This is a genomic window from Pleomorphovibrio marinus (assembly GCF_003347495.1).
Taxonomy (GTDB): Bacteria; Bacteroidota; Bacteroidia; order Cytophagales; family Cyclobacteriaceae; genus Pleomorphovibrio; species Pleomorphovibrio marinus.
In genome coordinates this window covers 11,002-29,893 of the sequence record NZ_QCXY01000015.1, presented here as the reverse complement: position 1 = coordinate 29,893, position 18,892 = coordinate 11,002, and the positions used below count along the sequence as shown (strand labels likewise).

Here is an 18,892-nt window from a genome sequence, read left to right as displayed (position 1 = left end):
ATTTAACAACTTTATTATTTTACGATGATCAGGCGCTGCATGTCCCTTGCACCTGTATCCGTGATGGTGGTCACGAAGTACACGCCTGCAGCCAGGTGACTGACAGGGATTTCATATACCCTGCCCCTTTGCTCGTTTTCAGGGACATAGGTGGATACCAGCCTGCCTCTAAGATCAAAGATCCGTATCTCCTCCATCAAGGCACTTGGATGTTCCACTTTCAGGGTTACCTGTACCTGGGCGGGGTTCGGATAGAGCTTGATGCTTGCTTTTTCTGGAATCGTACCCGGTAAGGCTGCCGCATTCACCCTGATCTGCAGGGATTCCCTGCTCACCACTTCCCTGCCTCGGCTCACCGTCACATTGACGTTGTAGATGCCGGGCTGCTCGTAGGTGTGTATCGGGTTCACGGAAGTGGAGCTGATGCCGTCACCGAAGTTCCACTGGTAAGCCAGCTTGTCCCCGGCCTGTCCGAGCAGGTCTCCATAGAAGCTTACCTCGAGCGGCCCATCTCCTTCCAGCGGAGAAGCCATTACCATTGGCTGTTGTTCACCCTGAAGCATCCTTGCCCCTACACTGCCCATTCCTCCGGCAATATTGCTGCCTTCTATGGCGATACCGGAGATGGTGGGCCTGTCCTTACTTGCTGTCATACTCAAGACCAGCAGGCCATTTGTCACCTCTACCTCCTCAAAGGTTAACTTCAAGGGGACAATTCCTACCTCAGCAAACAAATCCAGGTTCGGTTTCACCAACTGGCCCTGAAGGACGATATCAAATACCCTTCTACCAGGCTCCCCGGCCACTATCACTCCAAACCTTCGCTCTATATGGATAGTGCTTACGGTATAAGTGCCGTTTGGTACCGGGATTTCGTAAACAAGGCTCTCAGAGGTCCTGTTTGGCACTGTCCTGGAGCTTTGAAGCAACAGTTCAGAACTTAGGTCAGGATCAGTGAAGGTGTTAGTCTGATTGAAGTAGGTAGCCGGGGTACTTAAATCGCCCACATACTCCTTGCCTTCATAGACGGTGTTTGCTGCACTGCCTGTATTCAGGTACATTGCGAAGTTCGCAGGGTTGATCGATTCGAACACTTCTATAGAGAAGATGCTGATGTCCTCAAAACCTTGTGCAGAACTTACCTTAAGTTTCACCGTGTATGTCCCAGCTGTAGGGTAAATATGGGTAGGATTGGCTTCCGTAGAAGTAGTACCATCCCCAAATTCCCATTCGTAGCTTACTATATCCCCTTCGGAGTTGCTTCCGGTAAACTGTACTTGCGTTTCGGTATCCACAAAGTCACTCGGCTCAAAGGTGGCCACGGCCCTTGGCATTAGGTTCGCTACATTGAGTCCCTCTATGGCTATTCCAGATATGGTGGGCCTATCATTTATAGATGCCATACTGATCTCCAATAGGCCATTAGTAACTTCCACATTCTCAAATACCAGTTTCATGGGATCTATGCCCGCTTCCGCAAACAAGTCCACCTGGGATTTCACCACGTTGCCCTGAAGGCTAATGTTGAACACCCTTCTGCCCGGTGATCCTGGAACTAATACACCAAACCTGCGCTCTATGTGGTAAGTACTCACTACATAAACCCCGTTGGGCACCGGAATATTGTAAGTCAGGGAGGCTCCACTTCCGTTCGGAACAGTCCTGGAGCTTTGGTACATCGGTACTTGGCTTAAGGCCCCGTCATTAAAGGTATTTGTCTGGTTGAAAATTACAGGGGCGAAATTGATGTCTCCCACAAATTCCTTGCCTTCAAATACCGTGTTAAGGTTGCTGCCCGTATTGATGTACATGGCCAGATTAGCAGGATTTAGTGCCTCGAATACCTCTATTGGAAGGATCATTTTATCCATAAAGCCTTCTTGGGAGGTAACTGTGAGGGTCACCAAGTAGCTGCCACTGCCTGCAAAGGTATGGTTCGGATTTGCCTCCGTGGATTGGCTGCCGTCTCCAAAATCCCAGTTATAGGTGGCGATAGGCCCTGAAGAGGATTCACTGCTGAATTCCACAAGGGTTCCTGCCTCCACGTAATCACTAGGCTCATAGGAGAAACTGGCTATAGGCGTCTTGGCTACCACGTTTGCTCCCTCTATGGCTATTGCCGATATGGTAGGCCTGTCCGAACTGGCCGCCATGCTGATCTCCAGGACACCATTTTCCACTTCCACATTTTCAAACACCAGTTTCTGTGGAGCAATCCCTGCTTCAACAAAGAGGTCAAGGCCGGATTTTACCACAATACCCTGTAGGCTGATGTCAAAGACCCTTCTGCCCGGTACTCCATCCACCAATACCCCAAATCTCCTTTCGATGTGGTAGGTACTTACCCTGTAGCTGCCATTTGGTACAGGTACACTATAAGTAAGCACCTCATCACTTCTATTGGGAATGGTTCTGGAGGTTTGGAACAGGGCTTCATCGATCAAACCTACATCATTAAACTTATTGGTTTGATTGAAATACACAGGGTCAGTGCTTTCGTCTCCTACAAATGTCTTGCCCTCAAAGAAAGCCGATACATTGGTACCGGTATTCAGGTAGATAGCTGTATCCGCAGCTCCGGAACTAGGGGCATTGACAACTACGGCTAGCGTAGTAGCATTTGAAATCCCTTCTTCATCGGTCACCGTCAAGGTCACTGTATAAGTGCCTTCTTCAGCATAGCTGTGAACAGGATCTATTTCATTGGATCCGTTGCCGTCTCCAAAGTTCCAGACATAACTTACGATTCCCTTGTCATCCGTGGAATTGCTGCCTGTAAACTGAACCTGCATCCCTATTGTCACGCCTGACTCGGGGCTAACACTCGCCACGGCCACAGGTGCCTCGTTTGGCGTCTGCTCCACGAGCTGCTCTATAGCCAACCCGGATATACTCGGTCTATTGGCACTTGCAGGCATGCTGATGTTCAGCACCCCATCACTCACCACGATATTCTCAAAGGTAAACTTCGTCGGGTTGTTGCTGCCTTCCACAAAGATGTCGAAGTTCTGCTTCACCGTGTTGCCCTGGATGATGATATCGAAGACCCTGGTGCCTGCCGCAGCTGGCTGACCGGCCACCTTACCCCAGTACAATTCATTGTGGTAGGTGCTTACCCTATAGTTTCCGTTCGGAACGGGCAAGGCAAGGTTTAAGGTCAGCAAGTTTGCTGTGGAGCCCCTTTCGGACTGGAACAGCGGTTCGTTGCTGGCATTCGCATTGGTGTAGACGTGGTCCACATCATAGTAGGGGGCTAGGCCGATGTCACCAATAAAGGTCTTGCCCTCATAGCTTACATCACTGTCACTTCCTGTATTTAGGTACAGGCTGTACCCCACATCGGGTTGTCCACCCTGGGTTACTCCCAGAATCTCGAAGGCCGATATCTTGGGTTCGTTAACCCCACCTACTGCTGCGAGTGCAGAGAAGTCCATGTTGATCACACCATTGGTCACCTGCACCTCAAAGGTTTTAGTTACCATGGTCTGTGGACCCACCTCAGCGTTGATATCAAAGTTATCCAATACCAGGTTCCCGTTAAGGCTCACATCGAATATACGCTGCCCCGCGTTTCCACCCGGACCACCACCTGTGGCTCCCCAGTAGATTTCCGCAAAGTGCATGATCACCTGGTAATCACCATTAGGCACTGGTATCTCGTAACCAAATACCGGAGGGTTGGCACTTCGTTCTGTCTGGAACAAGGCTGGTACCTGGGCACTGCCATTGATGTAGGACTTGCCTCCCACAAAGAACTGATCAGCCAACCACAATTTGCCATCATAGGTCAGTTCAGGACCACCGGCATTGATCCTCAGTTCGAAATCAGGACCGTCTGTCACTTCTATGCTGATCACCGAAGTGCTCTGTGCACCGTCATCATCGGTCACGGTAAGGGTGACTTCATAGGTGCCTACCTCTTGGAAGGTAAAGGATGGGTTGGCCTCAGTAGAGGTATTTCCATTTCCAAAATCCCATAGATAGGCTACTATACCGGTGTCATCGGTACTATTTTCACCACTAAAGCTAACTAGTAACGGCGCCACACCCACTGTAGAAGTGGCCTCCGCTACTGCCACCGGCAATTGGTTTTCCCTAGCCAAAATTGCCAAGGTACTGCTTGCGCTCAGGTCGTTGGCATCCGTCACGGTGAGGGTCACTGTGAAGTTACCCGCACTAGTGTATGTATGGCTTGGATTCATGCCTGTGGCGGTAGTTCCGTCTCCAAAATCCCAATCAAAGGCAACAAGCGTCACATCGGAATCGGACTGGGAACCGTCAAACTGTACCGTCAAGGGCAACAAGCCACCCTGAATGTCTGCCAAAGGCCTGGCAATAGGTCCAATATCGGGCAGCACATTAATGATCAAGGTATCTGCACCGGACAAGCCCAGATTATCAGTTACCTTCAAGATCACTTGGTACTCTCCTTCCTCAGCGAAGGTATGAGCTACATTGGCTTCGGAACCTGAGGCTCCATCACCGAATGACCATTCGTAGTTCAACGGACCTTCCACCTCAGTGGTAGCCGTACCACTAAAGTTCACACTCAATGGTGCTCTTCCTTCACTTACATCCGCAGTGATACTTACCTCGGGCCCTTTGGTCACATTCATTACCAAGGTTGAGGAAACCTCAAGACCGTTCAGGTCCGTAGCCGAGATGGTGACCTCATAAGCATTCGCCGCGGTCATTGGAGCAGTACCCCTCAAGTTACCCACTGCATCTACACTCATCCAGTTGGGAAGGGCAGCTCCGTTGGCTAGGCTGGCCTCAAACCTCAATTGGTTGCCAGGATAAGCCTTGTCAAAGAATGCCCCGAAATCAAACTCAAATAGCTGATCCTGGATAACATTTACCGATGGTATATCTTGTGCCGTTGGCACCGCCTCAGGACGTATATTGATAAAGTAGAAGGTGTTGTCGTTCCAATCACAATTGGCCGAACCTGCACCACATCCACCTCCAATAAAGTCCTGTACCACAATATATTCATTAGGAATCACCACGCCATTGCGGTCGATCGCCTTGTACACCCGCAATCCCAAAAGATCAGGTCGGTCACCGTTGATGTTGTTTCCACCGCTGGACAGGTAGTTTGCGATGGCAATCCTGAACGGCTGATTGATGGAATTTGCAATATCCGCGGTAAGTGTGACATTATTGGATGCTTTTGGCAGCAAGGACTGGTACCATTCCGCACCGTGGGAGAAGTTGATGCCTCCTACTGTGCCAGTGCCATTCACTTGAACGAACCTGGCACCGTTAGAACCCGGTCCATGAAGGGCAGCCAATTGCAGACCAAGCACAGGCTTAGTAGGATCTGCCTGCACAAAATTGGCAGAGAAGATCATATCTCCCTCGTAACCTGCATCTATGTTCTCCATCACTGGGAAGTTAGAACTTGGACGCGTAGGCATTGGGTTTGGAGGAGTGATGGTACCATCATCGTTCACAATAGAACGCATGTTGGTGGTGAATCCAAACACATCATTTACCTGTTGAGCATCAATCTCATTGTTCCCTTCTGGTGCAGAAGCGTTAGCTCCATGCAGTATTGCTGTAATCACCCCACCGTTATCCGCATTGGACACGATTTGAAAGGTCTCTCTCATCAGTATCTTATTGCTCTGATTATTAGCGGTAAAGGTGAACAGGATCTCCTTAAACTGCCCTGCAGGAATCACCACAGGTAACGTTTGGGGTCCGGACTCTGGCAACAGGGTAAAGGTGAACCTATTGGGATCGGAAATGCTCATATTATCGATCACCATGTCCTCCGTACCTTCATTGGTAATCCTCATCACGTTGGTATCGTGGAATCGTGCTCCCGTGTTACCAACATTGTGCATCCTGTTGAAAGTATAGTAATCCTCGGCAGGGAAACCACGATTGGTACCAGGGATTTTGGCCATGTTGTCCATCCTCAATACCGCTCCAGAAGGCTCTTCAATGGTGAAATTATAGGTACGGAAAGCCACGTTGCCAAAACCATCCTGGGCTTCCACCACCACGGTGTACGCTCCAGGCTCGCTGATTTCAAACGGACCCGTGTAGTCAATAAACGCACCTCCATTGATACTATACACCAGTTTAGTGATGCTTCCACTCTGGCTGGCATCTTCGGCATTTAAGCCTATGCTGATTCCACCCCTGTACACATCCTCACTGAATTGCAATCCTTCAAAGCTTGCAGTCACTACTGGCGGCTGCTCTTCGAGGTTGATCGGCGCCAGGCGTATGTAATTAGGCTTGGCGTTTACTCCCCCGGATCCCAAGGATAGCCTCAGGGTACCATCGGTTACCTCCACCAATCCGGTATCCTCAAAGAACACCAAGTTGTCGGGGTTGATACTCTGCTGGTTGAAGTCGATGATGGTAACCCCATTCACATCCAACTTATGATAGCTATCCGTAAAATCTACGTCACCCACACTGATATTCACATTATAAAGTCCATTGGGCACATTCACCACCCAGTCCCTCAAGGGGTAGGTAGCGGCAGTCCTGTGACCAATGATAGTAAAGGTGTGGAGTAATGGATCCGTATTGGTAGCCGTGATACGGCTACGGCCGTTTGCAACCGCACTGGCAGGTGAAGTCGTATTGGGTAACACCCATCCATAGTTCAAGAAACCTAAGTGGGTATTTTTCTCCCCGAAGGCATTTCCTACATCATCGATCCATCCTGCTGGAGAAGCAGCTAGTGCATTTGCATCCTGGAAGTTGAATTGGTACACAAAAGCAGCCTCAGAGGTCACAGTCACGTTGAACACGAATTCTCCCGGAACGTAGTTTTCTGCAGTAGCACTGATCACCAGCCTATTGTTGCCAACTCCGGATCCGCTCTTATCAAAACTGATTTCGAACGGCGTTCCAAAGGTCCAACTTTCCGGTAAGGTCACCCTTGGATCTGAAGCACTCAATGTCACTTCATCCTCTGTAACACCACCTACGGCATTCAACACCACCTGCTGGGTCACCGCACCTTCCTCATTCACAGAGGTAGTCACATTGGCGAAAGCAGGTTCAAAGGTCAAACGTAGGGTACCGTCCTCATAGGGAATCACATTGTCAATGATAAACATGTAATCCTGGTAATCCCCATTAGTGGCATCCTCAAAGTTGACCAGGTAGCTGTTCTCAATCAAGTTACCCTGACGGTCCTTCATCGGATAGGTCCTCACCCTTCTGGCCACGCCTCCGGTGTTCAGGCTATCCTGGGTATAATTCACCCTATTAAAGGTCTCGGATTTCACGTAGATACCGAAAATACCGTTTTGAGGATCAAAGAAGTCATTCCCTTCTGCAATGGGTGGGTACAAGGTTTGGGCATTTAGAATACCGTCTGCCAGTACACCTACCTCATGTAGGATTACATTTCCCTCACTAAGGGTGTAGTAACCGAATGGAAGGCTTTCCGCTGGAGAGTACCTACCCACAGGAATGATATTCACCTGACCAGGGCCGGCCTTCACCCATTGCTGCACCTCCACTTCCTCGCCCATTGGGGAAGGATTTATATTAGAGGTAAGTCCAGTCCATCCCACGTTGATGCCTATGCCAAGCGTTTTCACCACCGCATCGAGCGTAGGTTCCTTACCGCCTTCAAAGCCTTGCTTTTTCAGGGCATGGAGTCCTATTTCAAGGGTAGGCTGGTTAGGCATATCGGTATTCAACACCAATACTGCTTCTTGGTAACCCAGGTTACTGTTATTGACCGCAGGAGCGTAAGTCACTGTGTAAGTCAAAGATTGTCCTGGTTCCAAGGTGCTGGCAGTATTTGGGCTCACTCCGGCAAATTGACCGGCAAATGGCCCCGCAATGCTCACACCGTTGATGGTGATCGCCGATAGCCCTTCATTGGTCACCGTTACTTCCTGCACGTCCGTTCTGGAACCTGCCCCTGAGCTGTGGAAATCCACTATGGTCTCAAAAATCAGTTCTTCAGGTGCAGCCACAAGGTCAGGCTGAGGGGTGGCCGGTATGGCCGCCCTTAGCAAGGTAAGCCTTGGCGTACCGTTGTTGTCCCTGTCGTATTCGGAAATATAGATGTTGCCTGTACGTGGGTCTTCCACCACATCCAGGGGATCATCAAATCCCTGAAGACCTGGGATCGTGTTATATACCTCAGCAATATCTCCATTGTTGGATGGATCCATCACTAACAAGTCATTTTGTCCACTAAACCTCACTACCATGATCAAGCCTTGAAGCTTGCCATTGAAGGCATCACTCTTATACTCGATCACCCCATTTGGCGACTTGTTGTTGCCAAAGTCATAGGCAGGTCTTGAATAGTTCGGATCAGGCCCCAGGTTAATGGGGTACTTGGCCACATCCCTATGGGAAGCCTCCACCTGACCGGGTATGCCACTGTAAGGCATGCCGCCATGGTTGAGGATAAACTCGCCTCTGTAGGGGTTAGGATGCCCGTGATAAGTCCCTCCCTTGGTCTTAAACATCCAGTCCTTCTGGGTCTCACCGCCAATAAGGGCAGGTGCAGGAGGAATGCTGGTCAAACCATCTATCCTTCTTGCCAGTGGGTAATTGGCAGTACCAGGGGAATTCGGGGAGTTGGTATTGTTTCCTGCCGTACCATTCGTGGGCACATACATCCAACCGTTACTATGCCACAACATGTCATATGCATTTCTCACACCGGTGGCATAAATAGTCAACGGGGAGTTGCTGGCATAAGGGTTATACGTACCATCACTCATGGTGAGTCCAGCCGAAGGAGCCGCATTGATCACGGATATATTATCCGTGGTATGCACGCTCAAGGGTAGATTGGAGGGCAGTTTGTTCAAGTCCAACTTCAACACAGCCGCAGAAAGCAGGCGCTCAGGTCGGTTGTTCCAGGCCGGATCAGGATCCCCACCGGCAGAATTACTACCCTGGCTGATATACATCATGCCTGCCTCATCGAAGATGATGCTATTGGTCAAGTGATCTTTAGTGGACCTGGGCAGGTGGATGATCACATCTTCTACCACACTCAGGTTTGGCCCGCTAAGTTTAGTCAGCTTGCCATCCCACTCAGGACCATTGGTCAGGGAGGCTGCACTGTGCGTGACATAGGCCACTAAGTTATTTGCAGTTGCTTCCGGAGCAAATACAAACCCAACGATCAATCGGTTATTGCTGGCAGGTACGCCGGTCACTGGATGGGGAGAGCCGGTAAGATTCGGGCTCAATACCTCCAGGTTCGTCAAGGTACCGTCTTCGGCAATATCCCAACGGTGGATTTTACCGTCGCTCTGGAAATCCCCAATGGTGCTACCATAAAGTTTGCCATCCGGGCCTATAGCCAGACTGGTAAATCGCTCATTGGCAGTACCGTTCCCAAGGGCAGGTCCACCCAATACCTTGGTGAATTCTACTCCACCCAAATCCCTGATCGGGATCGGGATATCTGCAAGCAGCCCTGTGGTAAACCTGGACACGAAGGGCAAGAATGCCAATCTGTCGTCCACATCTCCCACCTTATTGGCTTCCACATTTTCAATACGGAACACATATTCTGTGCTTTCCTTCAAGGTTTCCAGCGGGGTGAGCGTAATGGCATCACCTCCGGCGGTATCATTGGAGTTACTTGGAACCACTACCTCACCACCCGGAGTAACCTCATAGAGGTTTACGTTTCCGGCAAGTGTACTTCCCAGCAATTCGTAACCGGAAGGCGTAAGGATTTCCACATTGATTTGGAAATCATTCAAGGAGACATTGGTGGCATTGTTGGCAGGAGTCACATTCGTGAAGAATGGCACGATGGTCTCTGAAGTCCTTGTAATCTCCACTGCCTGAATCTTGGTATTGAACCCACCTATGGCATCCAGTGTCAGTTTTCCATCTGCCACTACCACAGTGACAGTGCCTGTAGTCATTCGGGTAGCCGCACCTGCGGTGCCCGTGGGTACAAAGGCATTTACTGCATTGACGCCTTCCACATTTACATTGTGTGAAGGAATGGTGCCCTCTTGGGTATCCACCGCAGGGTCACCTACATACACGGTCACTTCATAGGTGCCGTTAGGCACTGCGATTTCCCATGATCCCTGCGTATTCACCCCATTGGTACCACCCACATCACCGAATTGCATATGGTTGAGGGTATTCAACAACAAGCTCACATTGGCCAATTCCCTGTTTCGGGTATTAGCTGCTAGGTTAAGCGGTGCCTGCGTCTGGGAATTCACCCATCCATAGGTCTCTCCGTTGTCCCTTACACCATAGGCCGCTCCTGCATCCGTCAACCATCCCGAAGGAGCATTGTCCTGAGCCCTGGAGAAGTTGATTTTCAAGGATTCGAAACCAGGATCAACCACCTGCTCAGGGGTGATTGCAAAATTGGTGAAGGTATAATTAACATCTGCCTGCAGCTCCCTTCGCTTGGAGGTATAAATACCCGCAAAACTCAGGTTACCATAGGCAAGATTTCCATTAACATATACAGCAGGTAGGGCCACGGAACCCAGTTCTACCTCAGCACCGTTGTTCAGGGAGTAATAACCGATAAGAAGGTTATTCTCCACATCCACGTATAGCCTAAGGGTAACTGCACTGTTATGCAGGCCGCTCACATTGGCAACCTGGATGTTGTTTTCGATATCATTCGGAGCAAGGGCATTTATTTCCCTCATTATTTCCAGCTTACCGCCATTGGCCACGGCCAGTTTCACGAAGTTGTCTTCGTTCAAGCCAAACCAAATACCAGCTTGCTCGGAATTGTCGGAACCATCCGAATAGGGATTTACCACAGTGGTAGTTATACTGAAATTCCCGGTGGCCCCTACATTAATCCCGGCACCTAGGGTATTGATCTGTGAGTTCACCTCCGTGCTGGTAGTATTTGTGGTGCCATTTGTCCTGAAGGCAATTCCGTTGGCAGCATTGATGATTAAGTTGCCATTAGAGAAGCTCAGCCTGTTTGGCTCAAAACCTGGAACAGATGGATAGGTAGTAGGTCCATCTATCTCCAGCCTGGCAGATGGATTGTCCACCATGGTAAACCCGGTATTGGCTAGACCACCCTCAGCACCATTAAAGGAAAGGCTGTAAGGCAAGGCCACCTCCAGTTGATCGCATGGCAATAAACTGATAGGGCTGCATCCAGCACCCTCTTCCATAGTGGGCATCAGGTTTCTTGCCAATACGATCACATCCTGATAATCAAAGCCGGAAATATGTTCCTCAAATGCGATGATATAGGCATCATTCTCTCCAGGAACAGCATATACCCTTACATGACGAGGAATGGCTCCGGTAAAGGTGTTCAACGCATGTTCACCGTAAAGCACCCGGTTGTTAAAGAATGGCCATCTGCTAAAGAACCCGAAGCTTCCAGCGCCAGGGTCAAATTCCAAAGATCCGGTAATGACAGGATTCATGGTCTGACCGTTGCCGGGCACATTATTCTGCACGGTAAATACCTCTTGCATGGCCGTGGGAACCCCACTTTCGTAATAGCCAAAGGCAACTATAGGATTGTTGGCCTCGGGACCGAAAACACCGATCACCTCCATGGTCACAGGACCATCAGATGCACGCTGAAATTGCTGAATATCCAATTCATCTCCCAACAAGTTATTGTAGGATTGTCCTCCACCCAAATCCAACACGTTAGTGGCAGGGTTTTGGTCTCCCACATCAATGGCACCCGTTCCAAAATACGTATCCAGGATCCATTGCAGGGAAGGCTCATTGCTTCCTCCTGTACCGGTTTTACCCAGCCCTTTCAACGCTATGTTTACCGACTGTGCACCTGTGCCGGAGATTGACAATTGTGCATTTTTCGGCCCAGCATTACCCGGGGTGAAGGTCACCTGGAATGAAGCGGAGTTTTGTGGGGCAATGTTCTCAGGAAGGTTCACCACCTCAAACAAACTGGCATCCGCACCTGTGATGCTGACACTGATATTGGAAAGGTTGGCATTTCCAAGGTTGGAAATCAACAGCTCCCTAGAAACCGTGTTGGTTACCACTGCATCAAGGACCACATTGTCCTGAGCCAAATTGATCTGAGGAGTTGGCGAGGCCTGATTGCTGGGCCTGAGCAATACGATAGTGCTGCTGCCGTAATCAGACACATAGAGGTTTCCGGTGTTGACGTCCTCGATAAGATCCAAAGGATCAGAGAAACCGGTGAAGCCTGGTATGCCTACCTTGGAAGTAAGCACATCTCCATTGGGGCCGTCGGGCACCAAGGCAATAATATCACTTCCACCACTGTATCTGGTCACCAAAAGGGCTCCTTTCAGGTTGCCATTTTCGGCATCACTCTTATACTCGATTACCCCGTTAGCGGATTTGTTAAACTCGAAGTCAAAGGCAAAACCCCTATAGTTGATATCAGGTTGCACCCCATTATAGGCCGCATTGCTGACGTCGATTTGACCTCGGTTATGTACAAATTCTCCCCTGAAGGGATTGGGGTGCCCGAAATAAGGAATACCCTCTCCGGGGTTCACCCGGAACAGGAAGTCCCGCTGCACATTGGCATTGTTGACCGCCGGAATCACAGGGTAATTCGGGTCAGAATGGTTATAGAAAGTGCCGTCAGGCCTTCTCATCCCATCTATGGACGCGGGAGAATTGCTTCCTCCAGCAGTACCATTGGTGGGGATGTATAATTGGCCATTGGTATGCCATACCAAATCGTAGGCGTTCCTCACCCCCGTGGCATATAGGGTCAAAGGTGCATCTACAAAATAAGGATTGTATTTTCCATCCAAGGTTGGGGAATTTACATCCGCGGCTTTAATGGCATCTATATTTCTAGTCGTTTCCGCATCTATAGGCAGGGTCTGGGGCAGCTTATTCAAATCAAGCATAAGCGTGGCTGCAGACAATAAGCTTTCTGGCCGATTACCCCAGGGTCCGTCAGGTGCACCTCCGGCGCTGTTGCTGCCTTGGTTGAAATACAACACATTGGGCTCTCCGGGTTTAAAGGCGATACTGTTGGTAAGGTGGTCCCTGGTGGATCTTGGAAGATTGGTCACCAAAAGCTCCTCATTCTCCAGATTGGCGCCAGTAAGCCTGGATAGCTTTCCATCCCAGTCAGGCGCATTGCTCAAGCCCGCAGAATTGTGGGTGACAAAAGCGATAAGGTTACCAGCTGTGGAGGTTGGAGAAAACTCCAAGCCAACCGCTGAACGATTACCATATGCAGATTTCCATGCAGAAAGGGTTTCTTTGTTGGAAAGTGTCCCATCAGCGTTGATGGTCCAGCGGTCTATGTTTCCACCAATCTGCAAGCCATAGAGCTTTCCATCAGGGCCTATAGTGACCGTGGTGTATTTTGCCCCACTTGCTACCGTACCATGTCGGGTAAAGGACACATTATCCAAATCCGTGGTAGGACCAGTGCTTCCACCCATGCCAGTGGTAAAGCTGGAGGTGAAAAACTCAAAAGTCTCCCCTGCCAGATCTTTTACACCTTCTACTTCAAACACATAGGTGGTATTGGCTTCCAAAGGTAAGGTGGGAACCAAACTGATGGCGTCTCCACCTCCAGTACCGTTTACAGTAGCAGGCACCTGGGTGTTGCTACCCTCTTTAAACAGCCTTACCGTGCTGTTGGTGATGGTAGTGTTGTCCACGCTGGTTAGGCCATTCCCATCCGGGTTAGGCAAAAACAGGTTGTTTGCAGAAATGCTGGTATTTACCGATACATTGACGGCCCCATCTTCGGGATTGACCCCAAGTACCTTAGGCACCTGAACGCCGCCTTCCACTGCTTTGATCTGAACACTGCTGATCTTGGTATTATGCCCTCCGGAAGGACTCAGGGTCAACCTACCATCCGCCACATTTGCTATAACAGTGGCAGAGGTGAACCTGGTATCGGAGCCATCGGTACCTGATGGCACAAAACCGCTAATGGCCGAAACTCCCTCTACCAAAATGGTATGAGAGGGAACATCCGACTGTGAACCGTCCACGTTGGGGTCGCCCACCTCTACGGTGACCTGGTAAAAGCCATTGGGAACTTCAATTTCCCATTTGGCATCGGGAAGGTAACCCATTGCAGCGTTGGTAGAAATCTTCCCGTACTGCATATGGATCAGGGTATTGCGTAATAGGCTCACGCCAGACAATTCCCTGTTCCTACCGTTGAGGGTAAGGTCAGCAGGAGCATCCGTAACGTCGTCCAACCATCCATAAACCCATCCATTACCTCTGTTCCCAAAGGGATCGCCACTGTCTTTTTCGTAATTGGCTGGTGCGGCACTACCGGGGTCAGAGAAATTGATATTCCATTCAAAATCTGGATCCACAGGGCCTGTAGAGGCCGGGGAAATGAGCAACTGAACTGTCAACTCCGCATTGGAATAGCCCAGGTCGGGTTGGTCTATGCCAAACACCGTGGTGCTGTAGCTACCCGCAGGTAGCCCTTCCACAATACCGAAACTAAGTTCACCCAATTCTGGATTCCCAGGTAGTATGAGCCACTCTGCGGAATCAGGATCGTCGGAAAGAGTGATGCTAGGAGTGCCTGTACTTGCGGACAAGGTTACCGTCTGAGCAGCTATGGGCTGACCTTCCTCCCCAGTAAAAGAAAGGGTTGGGGAACTGAATGTCAATGCCAACTCCGGTACTTCTTGGATGACTTCAAAGTAATCAAAAGTGGCGTTAAATACTGATCCATTTCGGTAAGTAGCATAAACCCCTGCAAAACTCGCGGAGATATCCTCCCCAAAAGTCCTGCCTTGCAAGTAAACATTGGGAAGCGTAAACTCAGAAAGTCCGGATTTAGTGACTTGTACCCATTCCCCGTTACCCACGGCATAGAAGCCCTTGATGGTCATGGCAATAGGATCTATATCCATCCTTAACCGAACATCGTTTCCGTTCACCCCTACGTTGTTAACCTGAATATGGTCGGGGCTGTCGTTTCCGTTTAGGGAAACTGCCCCCACCTCTTTCCGGATCTCCACATTGTTGGCATTGACATTGATTTTCACAAAATTGTCCTCGTCAATACCAAACCAGATTCCTGCCTGTGCAGCACTTCCTCCGGTATTTATGTTCAGCAGTTTTGTTTCTATGCTGAATGGTTGGCTTAATTCCTGGATACCCACCCCCAATGAGTTCACCTGGGTATTGGTATTTGCACTCTCGCTAGGTTCCAAGTAAGCAATTCCCTTGGTGGCTGTAATGACCAAATTTCCGCCATTGATAGCTAGCTTGGAAGGTTCATAGCCAATCACGTTTGGATAAGTGATGGGCAAATCCTCCGTAAGCCTGGCTTCAGAATGCGGATCCACCATGGTAAAACCGGTACCTATGCCATTGGCATCCACCAAACCACCCTGACTGCCATCAAAGGTCAGATTGAGTGGCAGTGCTTTTGGTATATCATTACAATCCAGCAAACTCAATGGAGAGCAAGGGTCCAGCTCCTCGGAAACCACCGTTACCGTCCACTCCTGTTGAGAGCCATCGGCGGCTGTCACGGTAAACACTACAGGGTCAGTGTAATCCAGGGCAGTGCTTGGGTCAGGGCTGATACTTGCTTGTTCGGAGAGTTCAAAGACGGCGATCAAGCTGCTAACATCCGTACCCAATGGTACGAGAACCTCAATGGCAAAATTTGCCTCGTCTATATCCACTTGTGCATCTATTCCACTTAGGGTAAATGCCGTAATGTTCTTTTCATCACTCGGTGGAGTACCCACTTCCAGACCAACCTGTAACAAGGCCGGGAAAAATCCTTTAGCAGTGGCAATCACCGTGTTGTTCTTGGTTTCCCCAAGAGCCAACCCTGCCGCTGTCTTGCCCAACTCCACATCACCCAAAGCGATGGATGCGGGAAGAGATAGCCACTCGTTGCTGCCGGTTAAATTTTTGTCCGCAGCATTTACTACATCCTCGATAACGATACCCAGTTCTGTAGCTCCCTCGCCGCTAAGGTTGCTGATGGCAACTCCCTGCGCTCCCGGAGCCAGATAAGTGAGCAGTTCCTGTGGTTCAAACGTCAATGGCTGTCCGCTTTCTGGGGCCTCATTGCTGGCCTGGATCTCCAGATGGGTGATTTTGGAGTTAAAACCTCCTACACCTGTCATGGTCAAGGCTCCATCGGAAACTTCCACCACCATACTGGCCACCCTCACTTCTCCGGGGGTAGGCACAAATGCAGGGATGATGGTGATGCCTTCCAGCGTGGCGCTGTATCGGCTATCCACATTGTTGGTGTCTTTATCACCGAGTCCCAAGGTAACTTCGTAGACGCCATTGGGCACCTCAAGTTCCCAGATCAACTCATTACCTCTGGGTTGGCCGGCCCAGCTTTGGGTGCCACCTGTGTTGTTCATGACGTTGTCTCCCTGGAAATGCATCAGGGTCCCTTCCAGTTTTTGCTGGGTACTGGCGGAGGCATAGCCTGAACCCAAGCGGTTCCTTCCAGCACCTGCAGTGGCGCCAGAACCGTTATTGGAGGCTTCGTGAGAAACATCTATGGGTTGTCCGTTGCTTTTCAGCTTCCAGCCATAAGCATACCCCTGACCTTCAAAGCTCAATGAGCTGTTCCCGAAGTTTTTGCCGAAATCCGCAATATACCCCTCAGGAACCGCTGTTTGCGAAGGATTATTTTGAAAGTTGAACTTGGCTCCAAAGACAGGTGCCTGGGCCACTTCCACCGTCACCGTCCAAGTCTGTGTACTGCCATCTTCCGCAGTCACTGTGAAGGCCACCGGAGAAGAGTAGTCCAATGCCGCAGAGGGATCAGGAGCTATACCTGCTGCCGTAGAAAGGGTGAAATTTGCCACCAATTCACTGACATCTGTGCCGGATGGCATGGAAATCAGTACGGATTGGTTGGAGGCGTCTATGCTGGCATCACCCAGTTGCCCATCTATAGCAAAAGTAAGAATATCGCTTTGGGAACTTGGAGTTCCCGGATCCGCGGCCGGCAAAATTTCAAGTGCCTGCAGGATGGCATTGTTTTCGGAAGCCAAAAATTGAAGGTTCAGCTCCCCATCGGAGATTTCCACCTCATAGCTCTTTAACGCCAAAAAGCCCCTACCATAGGCAGCAGCCAAATCCAAGTCATCCTCCACCACTTGTCCTTCCAAGAGGATGTCAAACACCCTTGCCCCGGTTGCAGTATGGAAATTTTCCATCATGTGCAGGACTACCGTATAGGTGCCGTTGTCTATAGGGAACCGATAGCCGAATTCCTCTCCAAATCTTCTGGTATTGTAAAGGGGCTCATGCCCGTCAATGTTGTAATCACTTTGGGCAGGTGGTGTTGCACTCACCTGTGTAGGCTGGTTTTCCACCAAATACAGGGTGTTTTCGGCCGAAAACATTTCTCCATCCTTATCATAATCTGATCCGTTGATATTAAATCGTACGGGTGCGGTGACTTGATCAGGGTCTGGAAGTTCCTCCACGGAAAACGCATTGAAAAGTACTGTAATAGGTTGGTTCTCTGCCGCATTTCTGTGGCTGGCAAATAAACCTGCATACATGAGGTCAGCCACTCCAGTGCCGGGGGACTGCCCATCAAAGAAAAATGCCGGAACAGGCAAAAAGCTAATGCCGGATTCCTGTACAAGCACCTCTTCTCCCGTGCCTAAGGCATAATACCCCTTAACCGTAAGGGCCAGGGGATCCACCTCCAACCGGAGCCTCAGATCCTGGGTAGCCTCAGCAATATTGGGGGAGTTGATTTCTTGAAGTGCCGTTTGAGCAGTAGAGGCACTTAGGTTTTCCACATGAAGTTGAATCCTTCGTTGATTGGAAGTTCCATTCTTGACCACTACCAATTTAGCTACGTGGTCTTCGTCCAGCCCCATCCATATTCCGGCTTGTTGCGAGTTGCTGCCGGAACTTACAGAGAAGGTGGGATTTTGGAGCGTAAGTGAAATGTTGTAAACCTTTGATCCAGGCTGAAAACCTGCGCCCAAGGCGTTAACCTGGGAATTTGTGTTCAGACTTGACACCGGGGTACCGCTAGGTTGACTAAAAAATAATCCTTTGGTACTAGTAATGGACAAACCCGCACCGGTCTTGGAGATCAGTGAGGGTTCATGTCCGGGTACGTCGGGATTGCTCGGCGGGCTCAGTGGAGCACTGGGGGCCATTACCATGGGGAAGCCTGACTCCGATAGCCCTCCGCTGCTCGTGGCAAATGCCAATTGGATGGGCAGCCCTACGTCGAGGGCCTCGCAATCCAAGGGACTGAGTGGGGAGCACGGGGGTTCCCATGCCGATAAATTCCTGAAAACCTCATAACCAAGGGATTTGACCCTGGTGTTTTCGAGGTCTTTGCTTTTTTCCGGATAAGGCGGTACTGCCCTATCGGGGTTGGAATAGGATAAGCCTACGTTGCCTGATGCCAAAAACCAAAAAGCCAGCATCAGACCCAACACTTTGAACGCATAAAGATGTTTCATCTGAACAATGATTTACCAAAAGAATGTAACTAATGAATTGTAAAATTTTAAGAATCAATTATACCCCTATTGCTTGTTAAAGAATCCCAATAACTCTGCAGTCGACAATTGACAAAAAGAATTCTACTGTTCCAAAAGACTATTTTGTTTATTTAAAAAACAAATTTTTTGATGTGAAAAATATTTACATTCCGGATTTCCAACACTTGTTCCCTCAAAAAGAAGTTTGATAACTTAACTTTTTCTCACTTTTAAGGTTTATTTTTTATCTGATTAATTATATTTAATCGAATTTTTACTAGTAAATAATAAGATTTTTAGTTTTTTCCGTTCAAATTCAGAAAAGCATAAAAATAAATAATTCTTAATTTATTAGTTGTGATAATTTTAGGAGGAACGTAGCTACTTACTCCGAGATGATATATCTGTGCTTCCGGTTAATTGAAAAATTAAACCTATGCTTATTTTAAGAAAAAATTTAATAAAAA

Annotated in this window: 1 protein-coding gene; it reads right to left on the bottom strand. The window is 49.3% G+C overall.

The window, feature by feature from the left end; all coding sequences use genetic code 11:
* Positions 1 to 14: 14 nt before the first annotated feature.
* Complete coding sequence (locus DB520_RS25025; protein WP_114752532.1) at positions 15 to 18,404, bottom strand: PKD domain-containing protein; 18,390 nt, start codon at positions 18,402 to 18,404, stop codon at positions 15 to 17.
* Positions 18,405 to 18,892: the final 488 nt, after the last annotated feature.

What these genes read in the sequence shown, in the direction of transcription:
- DB520_RS25025 (WP_114752532.1), bottom strand. Translation starts at nt 18,404, where the DNA reads ATGAAACATCTTTATGCGTTCAAAGTGTTGGGTCTGATGCTGGCTTTT.